The organism is Pseudomonas sp. KUIN-1, from assembly GCF_009176725.1.
In the GTDB taxonomy this organism is placed as follows: domain Bacteria; phylum Pseudomonadota; class Gammaproteobacteria; order Pseudomonadales; family Pseudomonadaceae; genus Aquipseudomonas; species Aquipseudomonas fragariae.
Genome location: NZ_AP020337.1, coordinates 2,731,501 through 2,746,979 on the forward strand (window position 1 = coordinate 2,731,501; position 15,479 = coordinate 2,746,979).

Annotated in this window: 13 protein-coding genes and 2 tRNA genes; 4 read left to right on the forward strand and 11 right to left on the reverse strand. The window is 58.7% G+C overall.

Annotation, left to right across the window (positions count from 1 at the left end):
* Positions 1 to 48 precede the first annotated feature (48 nt).
* Positions 49 to 1,332 (reverse strand): NAD(P)/FAD-dependent oxidoreductase, encoded by a 1,284-nt coding sequence (locus tag KUIN1_RS12670; RefSeq protein ID WP_011267671.1) that lies wholly within the window; start codon positions 1,330 to 1,332, stop codon positions 49 to 51.
* A gap of 182 nt (positions 1,333 to 1,514) precedes the next feature.
* Between KUIN1_RS12670 and KUIN1_RS12675 the strand changes: the two genes are divergently transcribed.
* Positions 1,515 to 1,591 (forward strand) — tRNA-Val (locus tag KUIN1_RS12675).
* Between the two features lie 124 nt (positions 1,592 to 1,715).
* Here KUIN1_RS12675 and KUIN1_RS28675 read toward each other — a convergent pair.
* The 3 genes from KUIN1_RS28675 to KUIN1_RS12690 all read right to left on the reverse strand — a co-directional run bounded on the left by KUIN1_RS28675 (position 1,716) and on the right by KUIN1_RS12690 (position 3,031).
* Entirely contained in the window at positions 1,716 to 1,970 is a 255-nt protein-coding gene (locus tag KUIN1_RS28675; RefSeq protein WP_058398514.1) for a ubiquitin-like protein, read from the reverse strand.
* 279 nt (positions 1,971 to 2,249) lie between these two features.
* A complete protein-coding gene (locus KUIN1_RS12685) occupies positions 2,250 to 2,759 on the reverse strand; it encodes a GNAT family N-acetyltransferase (RefSeq protein WP_232060024.1) in 510 nt (169 codons plus the stop codon).
* 47 nt (positions 2,760 to 2,806) lie between these two features.
* The gene (locus KUIN1_RS12690; protein ID WP_024651457.1) at positions 2,807 to 3,031 is read right to left on the reverse strand and encodes a hypothetical protein; all 225 of its coding nucleotides are present in this window, start codon (positions 3,029 to 3,031) and stop codon (positions 2,807 to 2,809) included.
* Positions 3,032 to 3,304: 273 nt separating this feature from the next.
* Between KUIN1_RS12690 and KUIN1_RS12695 the strand changes: the two genes are divergently transcribed.
* Positions 3,305 to 3,381 (forward strand) — tRNA-Val (locus KUIN1_RS12695).
* 134 nt (positions 3,382 to 3,515) lie between these two features.
* Here KUIN1_RS12695 and KUIN1_RS12700 read toward each other — a convergent pair.
* The 3 genes from KUIN1_RS12700 to KUIN1_RS12710 form a co-directional block, all read right to left on the reverse strand.
* The gene (locus KUIN1_RS12700; RefSeq protein ID WP_011267673.1) at positions 3,516 to 4,577 is read right to left on the reverse strand and encodes an SDR family oxidoreductase; all 1,062 of its coding nucleotides are present in this window, start codon (positions 4,575 to 4,577) and stop codon (positions 3,516 to 3,518) included.
* An 89-nt stretch (positions 4,578 to 4,666) separates the two neighbouring features.
* Positions 4,667 to 5,065 (reverse strand): NUDIX hydrolase, encoded by a 399-nt coding sequence (locus KUIN1_RS12705; RefSeq protein WP_011267674.1) that lies wholly within the window; start codon positions 5,063 to 5,065, stop codon positions 4,667 to 4,669.
* Between the two features lie 302 nt (positions 5,066 to 5,367).
* The gene (locus KUIN1_RS12710; protein WP_024641983.1) at positions 5,368 to 6,444 is read right to left on the reverse strand and encodes an NAD(P)-dependent alcohol dehydrogenase; all 1,077 of its coding nucleotides are present in this window, start codon (positions 6,442 to 6,444) and stop codon (positions 5,368 to 5,370) included.
* Between the two features lie 245 nt (positions 6,445 to 6,689).
* On the opposite strand from KUIN1_RS12710, the gene KUIN1_RS12715 reads away from it, so the two are divergent.
* Positions 6,690 to 9,599, forward strand: coding sequence for a bifunctional diguanylate cyclase/phosphodiesterase (locus KUIN1_RS12715; protein ID WP_060400166.1), 2,910 nt, complete (start codon positions 6,690 to 6,692; stop codon positions 9,597 to 9,599).
* 168 nt (positions 9,600 to 9,767) lie between these two features.
* On the forward strand, positions 9,768 to 10,322 hold the full coding sequence (locus KUIN1_RS12720) for a hypothetical protein (protein ID WP_003369324.1): 555 nt from the start codon (positions 9,768 to 9,770) through the stop codon (positions 10,320 to 10,322).
* Between the two features lie 84 nt (positions 10,323 to 10,406).
* On the opposite strand, the gene KUIN1_RS12725 is transcribed toward KUIN1_RS12720, so the two are convergent.
* From KUIN1_RS12725 to KUIN1_RS12740, 4 genes are read right to left on the reverse strand one after another with little or no spacing between them, the layout of a single operon-like run.
* Entirely contained in the window at positions 10,407 to 11,345 is a 939-nt protein-coding gene (locus tag KUIN1_RS12725; protein ID WP_011267677.1) for a carbohydrate kinase family protein, read from the reverse strand.
* A 22-nt stretch (positions 11,346 to 11,367) separates the two neighbouring features.
* On the reverse strand, positions 11,368 to 12,849 hold the full coding sequence (xylB, locus tag KUIN1_RS12730; protein WP_032653593.1) for a xylulokinase: 1,482 nt from the start codon (positions 12,847 to 12,849) through the stop codon (positions 11,368 to 11,370).
* Positions 12,850 to 12,859: 10 nt separating this feature from the next.
* On the reverse strand, positions 12,860 to 14,341 hold the full coding sequence (locus tag KUIN1_RS12735; RefSeq protein ID WP_032653589.1) for a mannitol dehydrogenase family protein: 1,482 nt from the start codon (positions 14,339 to 14,341) through the stop codon (positions 12,860 to 12,862).
* Between the two features lie 17 nt (positions 14,342 to 14,358).
* Entirely contained in the window at positions 14,359 to 15,465 is a 1,107-nt protein-coding gene (locus tag KUIN1_RS12740) for an ABC transporter ATP-binding protein (RefSeq protein WP_152092020.1), read from the reverse strand.
* Positions 15,466 to 15,479 lie beyond the last annotated feature (14 nt).

Below are 15,479 nucleotides of genomic sequence, written 5' to 3' on the forward strand. Positions count from 1 at the left end.
CAGGAACAAAAACGGCACCTGTAAGGTGCCGTTTTACGTTCAGCGAACCTAGAAACCGAGTCGGTCACGCAGGCTGTAATACCAGGCGCCCAGCGCAGTCAGCGGGGTGCGCAGCACCTGTCCGCCGGGGAACGGGTAGTGGGGCAGGTCGGCGAACGCATCGAAGCGCTCTGCCTGACCGCGCAGCGCCTCGGCCAGTACTTTGCCGGCCAGGTGGGTGTAGGTCACACCGTGTCCGCTGCAGCCCTGCGAGTAATAGATGTTGTCGCCCAGTCGTCCAACCTGGGGCAGACGAGACAGGGTCAGCAGGAAGTTGCCGGTCCATGCGTAGTCGATCTTTACGTTCTTGAGCTGCGGAAACGCCTTGAGCATTTTTGGCCGGATGATGGCTTCGATATTGGCGGGGTCTCTGGCACCGTACACCACGCCGCCGCCGAAGATCAGGCGCTTGTCGGCGCTGAGACGGTAGTAATCCAGCAGGTAATTACAGTCTTCGACGCAGTAGTCCTGCGGCAGAAGTGTCTTGGCCAGTTCATCGCTCAACGGCTCGGTGGTGATGACCTGAGTGCCACATGGCATCGACTTGGCCGCCAGCTCCGGGACCAGATTGCCCAGGTAGGCATTGCCGGCCACGATAATGAACTTGGCCCGGACCCTGCCTTGCGCCGTATGCACCACAGGATTTGCCCCGCGCTCGATACGAATGGCCGCTGATTGCTCATAGAGGGTGCCACCCAGCGTCTCGACAGCGGCGGCTTCACCCAGCGCCAGGTTGAGTGGATGAATATGCCCACCGGTCATGTCCAGCAACCCGCCGATGTACTGATCACAGGCCACAACTTCATTGATCCGGCGCTTGTCCATCAGCTCGAGGCCGGTATGCCCGTAGCGCTCCCAGAGCCGCTGCTGGGCCTCGAGATGCGCCAGCTGCTTGCTGGTCAGCGCTGCGAATACACCGCCATCTTTCAGGTCGCACTGAATGCCGTAACGGGAAACCCGATCCCGAATGATCGATGCGCCTTCGAAGGCCATCTGCCCGAGCAATTGCGCCTGGCGTGGCCCCACGGTTCGCTCGATGACATCGATGTCGCGGCTGTAGCTGTTGACGATCTGCCCGCCATTACGCCCCGATGCGCCGAAGCCGACTTTCGCCGCTTCCAGCACCGTGACCCGAAATCCGTTTTCCAGCAGAAACAGAGCACTGGACAAGCCTGTGTAACCGGCTCCGATGACACACACGTCAGTTTCGACTTCGCCCTGCAGCACGGGACGTTCCGGGGCAGCATTGGCTGAAGCCGCGTAATAGGACTGCGGGTAGGGCGTGTTTGCCATCCTGAGACTCCGTTTAATATTCTTGACGATGGCGGCAATCGTACCCGAGATGTAAAAGCTCTGCCAGCAGCAGGCAAAAAGAGCCGTTGCCTGTTGATTGGCAAAAAACGCTGTATTTCATAGGGTTAGCAAAAAAACAGATTGACAGGTATTCGCATATCCGTAGAATGCCGACCCACAGCAGGCACGTAGCTCAGTTGGTTAGAGCACCACCTTGACATGGTGGGGGTCGTTGGTTCGAGTCCAATCGCGCCTACCAGACAAAATCCGCTCTGCTGGGCGGTAAGAAAAGGGTCAGCCGAGAGGCTGGCCCTTTTCGTTTCAGTGTCTTTTGCAGGTCTGATTTTCAGGAGCTGAGGCACATGGGCTTCTAACGGCTTAAATCATGGGCTTATAGGGCCATCTAAGGGTTTCAAGACCAGGGTCAGCGTACTATCTTCCTTAATACTGTAATCTGCTAGCGAGCGTCCATCTTCCAGTCCCTTACCTGCAAATATAAGCCGTTGTCTTGGTATAGAATTGCTCGTCTTGTCCTTTATCTTTTCGTGTATCTTGACTTTAACATCACTGATCAAGTCGCTGCTTTCTACGTCTAGGTCAAATTTGTCGCCTAGTAATAGCTCTATGTGAATTATCATCTGGTTTGCCTGAATGGTTTTATGAGTATAAGGGGCTCGAACATAAATGTCTGCGTTGGACGTTCGAGGTGTTTGTACGTCATTCAGGTTAGAACTGCCTGGCGATGGGTGATACTAGTAAAGTTGCTAGGTAGGGTTTGGTAAGATCTTCAAGCGCAAAGTCGAGTGCGCAAGGGGGGAGCGTGGGTTCGAGTCCAATCGCGCCTACCAGACAAAATCCGCTCTGCTGGGCGGTAACAAAGAGGTCAGCCGAGAGGCTGGCCCTTTTTTGTTTTGCTGTCAGTTGCCAATGATCGAGTAGACGCGCGTGTTGCGCAATCCTCCCTGAATGCTCATGCGATCATGTCTAAGCGTGCCTTCGTACTCAAATCCGACACGCTCGGCGAGTCTCTGGCTCGCCAGGTTTCTTTCATCCATTGTCAGAAACACGCGATTAGCCATCAAGTTGTCCAGCGCATAGCTGACCAATGCTGCAACGCCCTCACTTATCAGGCCGGCGCCAAGGTATTGAGTTCTGCCCCAATAGCCTACTTCAAAGCTTCGCAACTGCCAGTTGGCATTATGCAAGCCGCTGCTTCCTACTAATGCGCCGTTGTTTTTCAGAAAGAGAAGAGCCCTGAGATCCTCATTCAGGAGGAACCGGGCGTAGGCATGGCGGCAGATCAGTTCGGACTGATCGATACCAGGAGTCGGCGTTGCCCAGGCCAGCCATTTCTGCAAATGCTCGGCCGATTCGGCAACAGCCTGATTAAACACGATGCCGTCACCTGGCTTTGCAACGCGAATCAACAGGCGCTCTGAGTAGATTGGACGCTGTCATCGACAATGCTCATGTGTCAGTACTTTAAGCCCTCTTTAGTGTCGGCCTTGCACGGTTTCCAGTCAGGCGTCGGGGGCGGGCCTGGGATGTTTTTAATGATAATGACGATCCCGTCACTTCCCACTCTTGCATAGCGATTCGTGATAGCGGCCCCGTCTGCGGAGGCTGATTTGCTTTCATTGTTGCTCTGAACCGAGCCTGAGCCGTTATCAACCACCAGTGCGGACACTTCATCGTCCATGATTTTTCTCCTGAGTAACGCATAGTTCGACGCCTATGACGCTAGCAAGGCTATTGCGGCCGGATGATGAGTGATACTGGTAAATGTGCTAGGTAAGGTTTCGAAAGGTGCGTGAACACAAGAAGGCCGCTCGATCAGCGTGCTGGAAAGACGAAAGGAATCCGATGGCACGTGATCAGTGACAGGAGCCTTAAAAATTTCACGTATTCAGCGAGTTACTGCAAAAAAGCGTTTGACAGGCAATCGAATATCCGTAGAATGCCGACCCACAGCAGGCACGTAGCTCAGTTGGTTAGAGCACCACCTTGACATGGTGGGGGTCGTTGGTTCGAGTCCAATCGCGCCTACCAAACAAAATCCGCTCTGCTGGGCGGTAAAAAAGGGTCAACCGAGAGGTTGACCCTTTTTTGTTGTGCTTGCCTTAGCTGTAGCAAGTGCCAGCTCTTGTGCCAACGCGAGCATTGGCACAAGAGGGCAAGCAGCCTCAGGGGATCAGGCGGTCACGGCGCAGCTTTTCAAACACGTCGAAGAACGCGTCGTCACTGGCCTGAAATGCCGTGAAACCCAGTTTGCGGCTTTTCGACATGTCGGTGACCACCTCGATCGGGCGGCCAAGGTCGGCATCGCTGTGCCATGGCGAAATCAGGCGGTTGATGTCACTTTCCTTGAGCTGATGCTCGCGGACAATGTCATCCCAGATTGCTTGATCGTTGGCCATCTGCGTTTCCAGCGGGGCAGGCTCGCTCGGGAAATCGGCTGGTTGCAAGCCGAAGTATTCGGCGATCTGTCCCCACATCCAGCTCCAGCGGAACACATCGCCGTTGGTGATGTTGAACGCCTGATTGGCCGCTGCAGGTGTGGTCGCAGCCCACAGTTGCTGGCGGGCCAGCTGACGCGCATCGGTCATGTCGGTCAGGCTGTCCCACTGCACGCGTGAACCCGGGAACACGAAAGGTCGGCCGGTGGCTTTACAGATCGAGGCGTAAACGGCCAGGGTCGTCGCCATGTTCATCGCGTTGCCGACGGCGACACCGGTCACGGTGTGCGGGCGATGGACGCTCCAGGTAAAGCCATCCTTTTCGGCGGCAGCGAAGACTTCGTCTTCCTGGGCGTAGTAGAAGTTCTCGATATCCAGGCGCGCCTGCGATTCCCTGAACGGCGTTTGCGGCAGGGTGCCTTTGCCATATGCTTCGAACGGGCCGAGGTAATGCTTGAGGCCGGTCACCAGCGCAACATGCTTGACACTGCCAGCGGGCCGCACAGCGTCCAGCACGTTGCGCACCATCGCAGCATTGACGCGGATGTTTTCTGCTTCAGTGGCCTGACGCGACCATGTGGTGATGAAAACGTGGGTGGGCTTCACATCAGCCAGAGCCGCACGCACGGAATCCGGGTCCTGCAGGTCTGCAGCTACCGGGATTACACCGGGCCGCGCTGACGGGCTACGGGAGAGGGCGGCAACCTGCCAATCGTTTTCCAGTAACAACTGCGTGATTGCGCTGCCGACAATGCCACTTGCGCCAACAACCAGGGCGGTCTGAGTCATAGGGGTCTCCTGAGACGGGGAAGAAAGTAATGAACCGTCTGCTGTCTCAGAACAGAATCAGGCCATACCGTTCAACCTTATTGTCCCGATTACACTGTGACGTGGCTCCGGGAACCGGCGACGTCTTCGGACTCGTTGGCATATGACTGGACGATGGTCTTGGTCGCACTGCTGGCTTTCAGGTCACCAAGTTTCTGCGGCGCAAGCCATTTGCAGGCGGCGATTTCGTTCTGCGGCGATGGCTCGCTGGAGGCTGGGACCTGGGCGGTGAAAACGTAATGGGCGACCTGATCCTTCTCGTACACATCGAGGTACAGAAGATCAAGATCGGCAAGCCCGGTTTCTTCGCACAGTTCACGCACTGCGGCCTGGAAGGGCGTTTCACCCGCTTCTATCTTGCCGCCGGGCAACGCCCAGCGGGATTTCGGTTTGCGCACGTAGAGGACCTGGCCGTCACGTTTGCAGATGACTGTCGCTCGTTGTTTCATAATCCATTCACCTGTTAAACGTCCGTTGACATGAGTATCTGCAAGGACTGCGTGAACTTGAGACTCAAAGATAGTCAGTGGTAGTCACCAAAATGTAATAAATAGTTCATTTTGGCGGGGCGCCGCTCAGGCCGTAGCGTGAAACAGCCAGATCGAGTCGCACAGCAGGCGGGTTGCCGATGCCTGTAATCAGAGTCCTGCACCTAGAGTATGGACATCAGTGGGCGATTGGCGGCGATCGGTTCACCGGGGGCGACGTACGGCATGTCAAATTGCAGCCGTCCTTGGCTGCCAGGTGCGCATCAGGCAGCGTTCGAGTCGGCAGCCGCTTCCTGCTTGAGGCTGTCCATGTCGATGACAAAGCGATACTTGACGTCGCCCTTGAGCATCCGCTCGTAAGCCTCGTTGATGTCCTGCATGGCGATCACTTCAATGTCGGAAACGATGCCGTGCTCGGCGCAGAAGTCCAGCATTTCCTGGGTTTCCTGAATGCCTCCGATCAACGAGCCGGCCAGGCTGCGACGCTTGAAGATCAGGTTGAACACTGCGGGTGACGGATGCGGTTCTGCCGGCGCGCCAACCAGTGTCATGGTGCCGTCGCGCTTGAGAAGAGACAGGAAGGCGTCCAGGTCATGCGGCGCTGCGACCGTGTTGAGGATAAAGTCCAGGCTGTTGGCCTGCGCGGCCATCTGTCCCGCGTCCCTGGATACGACCACTTCGTCGGCGCCCAGACGCAAGCCATCTTCGCGCTTGTCGGGGGAGGTCGTGAACAGCACCACATGGGCGCCCATGGCGTGGGCGATCTTGACGCCCATGTGGCCGAGGCCGCCAAGCCCGACAATGCCGACTTTCTTGCCGGGGCCGACCTTCCAGTGGCGCAAGGGGGAATAGGTGGTGATACCTGCGCACAACAGCGGCGCGACGGCGGCCAGGTTGGCATCATGTGAGATGCGCAAGACGAACTTTTCCTTGACCACGATCTTGTCGGAGTAGCCGCCGAATGTGTTCTCGCCGCCAAATACCGGTCCATTGTAGGTGCCGGTGAAGCCGCTCTCGCAGTATTGCTCGTCACCTTCGGCGCACGATGCACATTGCTGGCAACTGTCGACCATGCAACCGACGCCAGCCAGGTCGCCTACCTTGAATTGCTTGACGTCGGAGCCGACCGCCGTGACCCGGCCGACGATTTCGTGACCCGGAACAGAAGGATAGAGTGTGTTGTGCCACTCATTGCGCGCAGTATGCAGATCGGAGTGGCACACGCCGCAGTAAAGGATGTCGATCTGAACATCGTCAGCGCCGGGCGAGCGACGTTCGAATTGATGGGGCTTGAGTGTGTCCTGAGCCGATTGCGCTGCGTAGCTGTATGTCTTGACCATTACTGTCACCTGTTCAATGGGGATAAGTGTAACGCCGTACGACAGCATAGCCGAGCCTCGCTCATTGACCTTGCTGTCTGGCAATGCACCTGAATCTGACCCATGGGGCAGCCAGGTAGTGCCCCGCATCACACAGGCTTGATCGGGAAGCTGAAGGATCTGCCAAAAAGGTATGAACTTTGCAACAATGCCCTGTCACGCTTGTAATCTTTGGTCATGGTTTTAAGGATGACCGCCGTCGGCTCATGCATCTGGATGCTTCCATGACAGTCTCACTTCTGGCCACGGGCCTTTGCCCAAGCGTAGCTTGCACCTCAATTGCTCCCGGCAGCGCGTTGCCAGCCACCCGCGACCGATTCTCCTGTCACGCCTCCATCGAAGCGCTGATCAGCGCCGCAAGGCAGCAGACAGGAGCCATTGCCTGGGCTGCATACGCCGCTGGTGAACTGAAATGCCTGCTCGGGCAGGGCGACGAAAGCGTTGTCTGGCCGACACATATCGCTGCTGAAGATTTCGAGGCGTATTGCACTCAGTTGCAGCTGCATTGCCGTGTCGCGGGGCAGGGCGAGGGCGTGCTGGGGTGGGTGTTGGCACCGATGGCTGAAAAAGACCACCCCTTGCTGTTGGATCTGGCTGTCAGGCTGGGCTCGCTGTTGCAGACCGCGGCATTGATCCGCGCGCAGAACACTCAGCGCGTTCTGTACGAAATCAGCTTGCTGGCCAGTACTACGCTGGACCGCGGCGCTTTTCTGCAAGGCATTCATGAGCAACTCGGGACCCTGATCGATGCCGAGAACTTCTACGTTGCGCTGTATGACCGGCAAAGCGGCAAGATCACCTACCCTTATTACATTGACCGCTTCGATGACGAAGCGATGGCACATGAGACGTTCGAGTTTATCGACGCTGACCGGATGTCGCTCACCGGGTATGTCTTGAGCAGCGGGCAGCCGTTGTTTCTCGATGCCGCCTGCATCGAACAGGCCAAAGCTGAAAACCGGTTTTATTGCGTTGGACGTCTACCTGAGTTCTGGATGGGCGCGCCTTTGAAAAATGCATCGGACGACGTCTTTGGCATGGTCGCGATGCAGGTTTATGACGTATCTCGTGTCTACAGTGCCCAGGATCGTGCGTTGTTCGCCGTGGTATCGCGCCATGTGGCCATGGCATTGGACCGGCAGTTGCACCGCACTGACCTGGAGCAGGTGGTGGCCCTGCGCACGCAACAGCTTTCTGCAGCCAACGATGCATTGCGTCAGGAAGTCAGGGATCGCGAGCGCGCCGAGCATCTGCAGAATGCGTTGTTCCAGATTGCCGAGCTTTCCAGTCAGCCCGGTGACATGAACGAGCTTTTCCGCAGCCTGCACATGATCGTCGGCGAGCTGCTGGTGGCGCTCAATTTCTACATCGCGCTTTACGACAGTGCGACGGGCGAAGTGACCTTTCCGTACTACATTGACGAGTTCAAGCCCGCGCCGCCGCGCTCACGACGCGGGCAGCGGGGGTTTACCGAATATGTGATAGGCCAGCGGCGACCGTGCCTGATCGATTACGAGGAAGCTCGCAGGCTGGAAGGCCTTGGCGAGATCGAGGTACAGCGACAATCCGGTCGTTGCTCTTCATGGCTGGGCATTCCGCTGTTCGACGGCGGGCAGGTTCGCGGCGTGCTGGTGGTGCAGAGTTATTCCAAGGATGTGAGCTATACCTTGCGCGATCAGGAGCTGCTGACCTTCGTTTCTCGCCACATCGATACGGCACTGTCCCGGCGCAGCGCGGCAGAAGCGATCCATACCGCCAATGTTCTGCTTGAAGCCAGGGTTCGAGACAGGACCCGTGAGCTGGACCGGGCCAACGCCAGGCTGCAGCACGAAAACTCCCATGACTCACTGACCGGGCTGCCCAATCGCAGCCATTTGCAACATCGCCTGAGGCAGGCCTGGCAGGACTTCTGCCGCAACGGCCAGCAAGTGATTGTCATGTTCATCGATCTGGATCGCTTCAAGATGATCAATGACAGCCTTGGTCATCACTGTGGCGACATCCTTCTGGTGCAGGCCGCCGAACGCCTGCGCAGTTGCATGCGCGAAAGGGACCTGCTGGCGCGGCTGGGCGGTGACGAGTTCGCCGTGTTGAGCATCGACACGCCGTTGCAGACCGGCACGGAGATCGCTCAGCGAATACTGACCGCATTCGAGCAGCCGTTCGTGATCGATGATCACACCGTTTTCTCTTCCTGCAGTATTGGTGTGGTGGGGGCTGACAGCCGCTTCCATCAGGAGCCGGCTGACCTGCTGCGCGATGCCGATACCGCCATGTACCGGGTCAAGAACGGTGGGCGGGACAGCTTCGCGGTGTTCAATCAGGCGTTGCGCCGCGAGGTGTCGGATCAGGTCGAGCAGGAGGGTGCGTTGCGCACGGCGCTGAAACGTACGGATCAGTTGATTCCCTATTTTCAGCCGGTGATCTGCGTCAATAGCGGAAAGTTGCTGGCGTTCGAGGCGTTGATCCGCTGGTGCATGCCGGATGGACGCATCGTCGGGCCAGAGAGCTTTCTGCCTGCGCTCGAGGGGCTGCGCCTGATTGGCCGTCTGGACCTGTACATGCTCAGGCGTGTGGTTTCCATTCTGGCGCAACCCGAGAACAGTCATTGGCCGCCCGTGCACGTGAACTGTTCGAGCTACAGCATCACCCGTCCGGCGTTCGCCGCAGAAGTACTGGCACTGCTTGCCGAGCAGAATGTTGCGCCTGAACGTCTGTGTCTGGAACTCACCGAAGGCGCACTGGTGGCCGATCCCGAGCAGGCACGTCTGTCGATGAAGCTCCTGGCCGAGCACGGCATGTCGGTCATGCTCGACGATTTCGGCGCGGGCTTCTCTTCGCTCAGCTACGTGCACCAGTACCATTTCAGCGGTTTGAAAATCGACAAGTCGTTTATCTTTGGCTTGACCTCCAGTGTGCGCAGCCGCGCCATTGTGCGTGCCATTGTGCGCATGGCCGAATCCCTCGATCTGACCGTGGTTGCCGAAGGGGTCGAGGATCGAGAAACGCTTGAGTTGCTGCGCGAGATCGGCGCCACGCAGGCGCAGGGCTACTACTTCTCCGAGCCGCTGCCGATTGAGCTGTTGGATATCAACACCGGTCTTGCAGCAGGCTGACGCTCGGCCAGTGCTTGCCGCAGACGGCAGGTTGTATCCGTTCTTTGACGCGCTCGATAGACCTGATTTTTATTTAATCATTAAAAATCAACGGATTATGACTTTATGCGGCAGTTGGCACTGGACTTGCTGGTAAACCTGGGCAACAGGTTCATCAGGAGGTGAGAGATGATTATTGGCACGAGTGCGCTTGAGCAGCTTGTTTCCCGGGCTGTTGTCGGGCGCAAGACCGTGGATGAGGTGTCCCAGGACGCCTTCAGCTCGGTCGCTGCCGCTGGCCTGACATCAGGTTCGGCACCGGTTACCGCGCAGACCAGCAGTTCGACATCGCAAGACAGCAAGCAGGACAACAGCGGTTACAACGAATCCTTTGCACGGATGATGATCAACCTGAAGTCCGCCGGTGATACGTCACTGTCGGAAAAGACGGCTGACCGTGACAACGGTGTCATCGGTTCAGTGGCTGGCACCACCAGCACCACTGACACGGCATCGACGGATTCGGTACAACAGAAATTCATGGACTCTCTGAAGCAGACAGCCGAAGAGAAAGTGCGCGAAAAGCTGACGGGCATCACCCAGAAAGACTATGACGCCATGGCGCCACAGGACCAGCTGGCGATTGACCAGAAGGTTCAGGACGCGCTCAAGGACAAGCAGAACGATGTTGCGGATGACATCAACACCCGCATCAGAGGGATCAAGGCCGGTATGGTGGCTTGATGGCTCGAAAAAAGCCGCTCAGACCATGATGAATATCGTGCCGATGCTCTGCATTGGCACGATATTCATTGGATTTCAGCCCTGTCACCCCAATTGATGCCTGTACGGCAAATCCGGCCCGACCTTCGTGCAGGTCAGCGCGGCCGCGCCGACGGCGAAACTCAGCATCTCATCCAGCAATTCCCGTGACAGTGTTGCCAGGCCCTCTGGCGTGTCCAGTTGGCGTTCGCTGAGGAAGGTCAGCAGCGCCGCCTGAAACGTATCCCCGGCCCCGACGGTATCGGCGGTCACCACTGTTTTTGCCGGCGCCGACCAGGTGCCGTGCTGGCGGGTGAAGACGCTGGCGCCTTGCGTGCCGCGGGTAACGATGACCAGTTGCGTACGCTTGCCGAGCCAGCCTTCGGCGATCTTTTGTGGATCGCTGTCCGGGTACAGCAGGTGCAGGTCTTCGTCGCTGACCTTGATCATGTGCGCATGCTCGGCGAACGCTGCGACCTGGCTGCGCCAGCGCTGAATGTCCGGTGCCGGGTTGAGGCGCACGTTGGGGTCCAGCGAGATCAGCCGTGTGCTGCTTTCACGGGCGACCAGCGCCAGCAGCGTGTCGGCGATCGGCTGCACCACCAGGGAAAACGAGCCGACGTGAATGCCGCGTACCTGCCCGTCGAGTTCCGGCAGGTGTTCCAGGCGCAACTGGCGGTCTGCGCAGCCGTCGCCTCGAAAGCTGTAAGTTGGCGATCCATCGCTGCCCACGGCGACCATGGCCAGTGTGGTGGGCGCGTCGAAGTCGATCAGGTGATCGGTATTGACTGTTTCCTTTTCCAGCACGGCGCGCAGACGGCGGCCCAGGTAATCGGTAGACAGCCCGGCAAGGAAGCTCGCCTCCACACCCAGACGGCGCAGGCCGATGGCAACGTTGAACGGAGAGCCGCCGGCTATCGCATCGAACCCCAATCTGTTCAGGGAACCGCTGTCATCCGCGCGGGTAAAAATATCGAACAGTGCTTCGCCACAAACCAGAAACATAAGTGCTCCATGAAAAAACGCTTCAAACCTTGCGCAATTGCGCCTGATAACCCTGATAGACCTGCTGGTAGGCGGCCACATTATGCACCACAGGATGCGTCTCACTGCTCTGATCGAGACTCACGCAGCGTTCACACAGTTGCTGCAGGTCCTGAGCTTTGCCGTTGGCGCGCGACCAGCACCAGGCCGCTTGAATGGCGGCGCCCAGCGCGGCGGCTTCCGAGTGGTCGGTGCAGATCACCGGAGTGTTCATGATGTCGGCCACGATCTGCCGCCACACGGCACTTTTGGAGCCACCGCCGATCAGACGGATCTTTTCGCTTTTGATACCGCTGTCGCGTAACAGGTCGAGCCCGTAGCGAAGGCCGAAGGTAGTGCCTTCGACCACCGCACGGGACAGGTTGGCCTGGGTCAGATTGGTGCTGTCCAGCCCGACGATGCTGCCGGTAGCGTCGGGCAGGGCGGGCACGCGTTCGCCGTTCAGAAAGGGCAGCATCAGTACGCCTTCGGCACCGATCGGCGCCTGGGCGACCACCTGGTTGAAGCCGCCGATGTCGAGGGCGAACAACTCGCGAATGGCAGTCGTTGCGTTGGTCAGGTTCATCGTGCAGATCAGCGGCAACCAGCCGCCTGAGGATGAGCAGAACGTCGCGACCGACTCATGCTCACTGACCTGCGCCTCATCGGCGTAGGCATACACGGTGCCCGAAGAGCCCAGGCTCATGGTGATCAGCCCCGGCTGGATATTGCCTGTGCCGATCGCGCCCATCATGTTGTCGCCGCCGCCACTGGAGACCAGCGCGTCAGGGTTCAGGCCCAGCAGCCGGGCGACCTCAGCACGCAGTGCGCCCACCGGTTCATGGGCTTGCAACAGCTGTGGAAGTGCCTTGCCCAGGCGACCGCTCGGGTCGATGTGCGCGAGCAACGGCAGGTCCCACTCGCGAGTGCGCACGTTGAAGTAACCGGTGCCCGATGCGTCGCCAAACTCGGTGCAGCAGCGGCCGGTCAGCCAATAGTTGAGGTAGTCGTGGGGCAGCAGCACCTTGTCGATCCGCTCGAACAGATCCGGGTATTGCTCCTTGGTCCACAACAGTTTCGACACGGTATAGCCTGGGGCAATGACCAGGCCAAGGCGTTGCAGCGAACCCTGCGCGCCGCCCAGAAAGTCCAGCAGGCGCTGGTTTTCCGGTGCCGACTCGGTATCGCACCACAGTTTGGCCGGGCGCAGTACCTGGCCTTGAGCATCGAGCAGCACCAGGCCATGTTGCTGGCCTGAGACCCCGATGCCCTGAATCTGCTGACCGGAAACGCCCGCCGCTGCCAGTGCCTCGCGGGTCGCCTGTTGCAGCGCGTCCAGCCATTGCTGCACGTCCTGTTCACGGCGTCCGTTATGGTCGCTGATCAGGCTGTGCGGCGCCGAGCCTTCGCCCAGCACGGTGCCGCTTTCGGTGTCGAGCACTAGCACCTTGGTGCCCTGGGTCCCGCAATCGATTCCAAGAAACATGGGAATTCCCTCAGGCCTTGGCGGCCAAAAGTTTTTCCAGTGTGCCACTCACACCCAGTGTGCGGAGATCATTGAGGTTCTGCTCGAAGGCCGCCATGAATGCTGCGGATTTCGGAATGGCCGAGCCAAAGATTTCTTCCACTGCCAACAAGCGCTGAGTAATAAGCGTGTCATCAGCCACCAGCGCCTGACAGAACCCGGCACGCGGGTCAGGAATGGTGTAGGTCGTGCCGTTTTCGTCGACCCCCTTCAGATACAGCGCCCATGCAGCGACGACCAGCGAAGCGCGTTCGAGATTGCCCTGATCGACGATCAGACGATTGATCGTCGGAATGGTGAACTTGGGAAATTTCGACGATCCGTCCGAGCAGACCCGTTCCAGCTGGTCGGCAATCGCCTGGTTGGAAAAGCGCTCGATCAAGGTGTCCTTGTAACCTTCCAGATCGATACCTGGCACCGACGCCAGTTGCGGGGTCACGTCCAGGTCCATATAAGTGCGGATATAGCTCACGAACAGCGGGTCATTCATGGTTTCGTGGACAAAACGATAACCTTTCAGGAAGCCCAGGTAGGTCAATGCCAGATGACTGCCGTTAAGCAGTTTGATCTTCATCTCTTCATAGGGCGTCACGTCATCGGTGAACTGCACGCCGACTTTTTCCCACGCCGGGCGACCATTGACGAACTTGTCTTCCAGCACCCACTGCACGAATGGTTCGCAGACCACTGGCCAGGCATCGTCGATGTGCTTCTCGTCCGCCAGTTGCAGCCGGTGGGGTGCGCTGGTCATCGGTGTAATACGGTCGACCATCGCGTTGGGAAAGCTGACGTTTTCCTTGATCCAGTCGTGCAGATCGGCATCGCGCAACGTGGCAAATGCCAGCAATGCCTTGCGAGTGACCGCGCCGTTGTGTGGCAGGTTATCGCAGGACATCAGGGTGAAGGCTGGCGTACCTTGCGCCCGGCGGCGGGCCAGTGCGGCGCAGAGGAAGCCGAAGACCGTCTTTGGCTGATCCGGGTTTGCCAGGTCGTGTTGAATCTGCGGCAGATGGGCCATGAACTGCCCGTTGCTGTCGTCGATGCAGTAACCGCCTTCGGTGATGGTCAGCGAGACGATGCGGATGTCCGGGCTGGCCAGTTTGTCGATCAGCGCCTGCGGGCTGTCGTCGGCCAGCAGCATGCCGCTGATCGAGGCGATAATGCGGGTTTTGGTGTCGGGTGTGTCACCCAGTTCATAGAGCGTGTACAGGTAGTCCTGTTGCGCCAGTGCATCGCGCACGGCCTTGTCTTCAGGACGCAGGCCCACGCCGCAGATGCTCCATTCAAAGCCTTCGCCGCTGTTCATCAGCGCATCGGTATAAAACGCCTGATGCGCCCGGTGGAAGCCCCCGACGCCGATGTGGGCAATGCCCTGGCGAGTGCTCTCGACGGTGTAGGCGGGCACGGCAATGTCGTCGCCCAATCGGGACAGATTGTTTTTGTTCAGTTTCATGACGGGCTCTCCGGAACTCAGGCTGCGGCAGTCTGCAAGGCTTTGGCAATCACCAGACCTTGAGCGTCGAACAGGTGGCATTGGGCACTGTCGAGATGCAGGTTCAGCGTCTCGCCATACTGGCTGGCCAGATCGCCACGAATACGCATGGTCAGCGCTTCGCCCGAGCGGGTACGCACGTGACAGTAGGTGTCACTGCCAAGACGTTCGCTGACGTCGGCAACCACCTGCAACTGGCAATCATCGCCCTGGGCAAGGTTCAGGTGTTCCGGGCGGATGCCCAGCGTTACCGCAGCGCCAACGCTCTGTCCTGCGCCATTGACCGGCAGGCTGATGCGCGTTCCGGCATCCAGCTCGATTTCGCAGCTGGCGCTGTCCACCCGGCTGATCGTGCCCTTGAGGAAGCCCATTTTCGGCGTGCCGAGAAAGCCGGCAACGAACAGGTTGGCCGGGTGGTGGTACAGCTCGAGCGGCGAGCCGACCTGCTCGACCTTGCCGCCATTGAGGACGACGACCTTGTCGGCCAACGTCATGGCTTCTACCTGATCATGCGTCACGTAGATCATCGTGGCCTGCAACTCCTTGTGCAGGCGCGACAATTCCAGGCGGGTCTGCACGCGCAGCGCGGCGTCGAGGTTGGACAGCGGTTCGTCGAACAGGAAAATCTTCGGGTTGCGCACGATGGCCCGGCCAATCGCGACACGCTGGCGTTGCCCGCCGGACAGTTGTTTGGGTTTGCGCTCCAGCAGCGGTCCGAGCTCCAGAATACGTGCGGCTTCATCGACCTTCTTCTTGATCTCGGCCTTGTCACCGCCCGCCAGGTCCAGCGCGAACGACAGGTTCTTGCCGACGGTCATGTGCGGATACAGCGCATAGGTCTGGAACACCATGGCCAAGTCGCGCTTGGCCGGCGTGACCTGAGTGATGTCCCGGCCATCGAGCTCGATGGTTCCCGACGTCACTTCTTCAAGCCCGGCGATCAGCCGCAGCAGGGTGGATTTGCCGCAGCCCGAAGGCCCGACGAAGACCACGAACTCGCGGTCTTTCACCTCCAGGTCGATACCCTTGATGATCTGGTGACCGTCAAAGCCTTTTTGCAGATTGCGGATGCTCAGGTTAGCCATGTTGGACTCCTTCT

Bases quoted from the DNA above. Each gene is read 5' to 3' on its own strand.
- xylB (WP_032653593.1), bottom strand. From the start codon at position 12,849: ATGTTTCTTGGAATCGATTGCGGGACCCAGGGCACCAAGGTGCTAGTG.
- KUIN1_RS12705 (WP_011267674.1), bottom strand. From the start codon at position 5,065: ATGAAACAACGAGCGACAGTCATCTGCAAACGTGACGGCCAGGTCCTC.
- KUIN1_RS12670 (WP_011267671.1), bottom strand. From the start codon at position 1,332: ATGGCAAACACGCCCTACCCGCAGTCCTATTACGCGGCTTCAGCCAAT.
- KUIN1_RS12690 (WP_024651457.1), bottom strand. From the start codon at position 3,031: ATGGACGATGAAGTGTCCGCACTGGTGGTTGATAACGGCTCAGGCTCG.
- KUIN1_RS12710 (WP_024641983.1), bottom strand. From the start codon at position 6,444: ATGGTCAAGACATACAGCTACGCAGCGCAATCGGCTCAGGACACACTC.
- KUIN1_RS12740 (WP_152092020.1), bottom strand. From the start codon at position 15,465: ATGGCTAACCTGAGCATCCGCAATCTGCAAAAAGGCTTTGACGGTCAC.
- KUIN1_RS12720 (WP_003369324.1), top strand. From the start codon at position 9,768: ATGATTATTGGCACGAGTGCGCTTGAGCAGCTTGTTTCCCGGGCTGTT.
- KUIN1_RS12700 (WP_011267673.1), bottom strand. From the start codon at position 4,577: ATGACTCAGACCGCCCTGGTTGTTGGCGCAAGTGGCATTGTCGGCAGC.
- KUIN1_RS28675 (WP_058398514.1), bottom strand. From the start codon at position 1,970: ATGATAATTCACATAGAGCTATTACTAGGCGACAAATTTGACCTAGAC.
- KUIN1_RS12725 (WP_011267677.1), bottom strand. From the start codon at position 11,345: ATGTTTCTGGTTTGTGGCGAAGCACTGTTCGATATTTTTACCCGCGCG.
- KUIN1_RS12735 (WP_032653589.1), bottom strand. From the start codon at position 14,341: ATGAAACTGAACAAAAACAATCTGTCCCGATTGGGCGACGACATTGCC.
- KUIN1_RS12715 (WP_060400166.1), top strand. From the start codon at position 6,690: ATGCATCTGGATGCTTCCATGACAGTCTCACTTCTGGCCACGGGCCTT.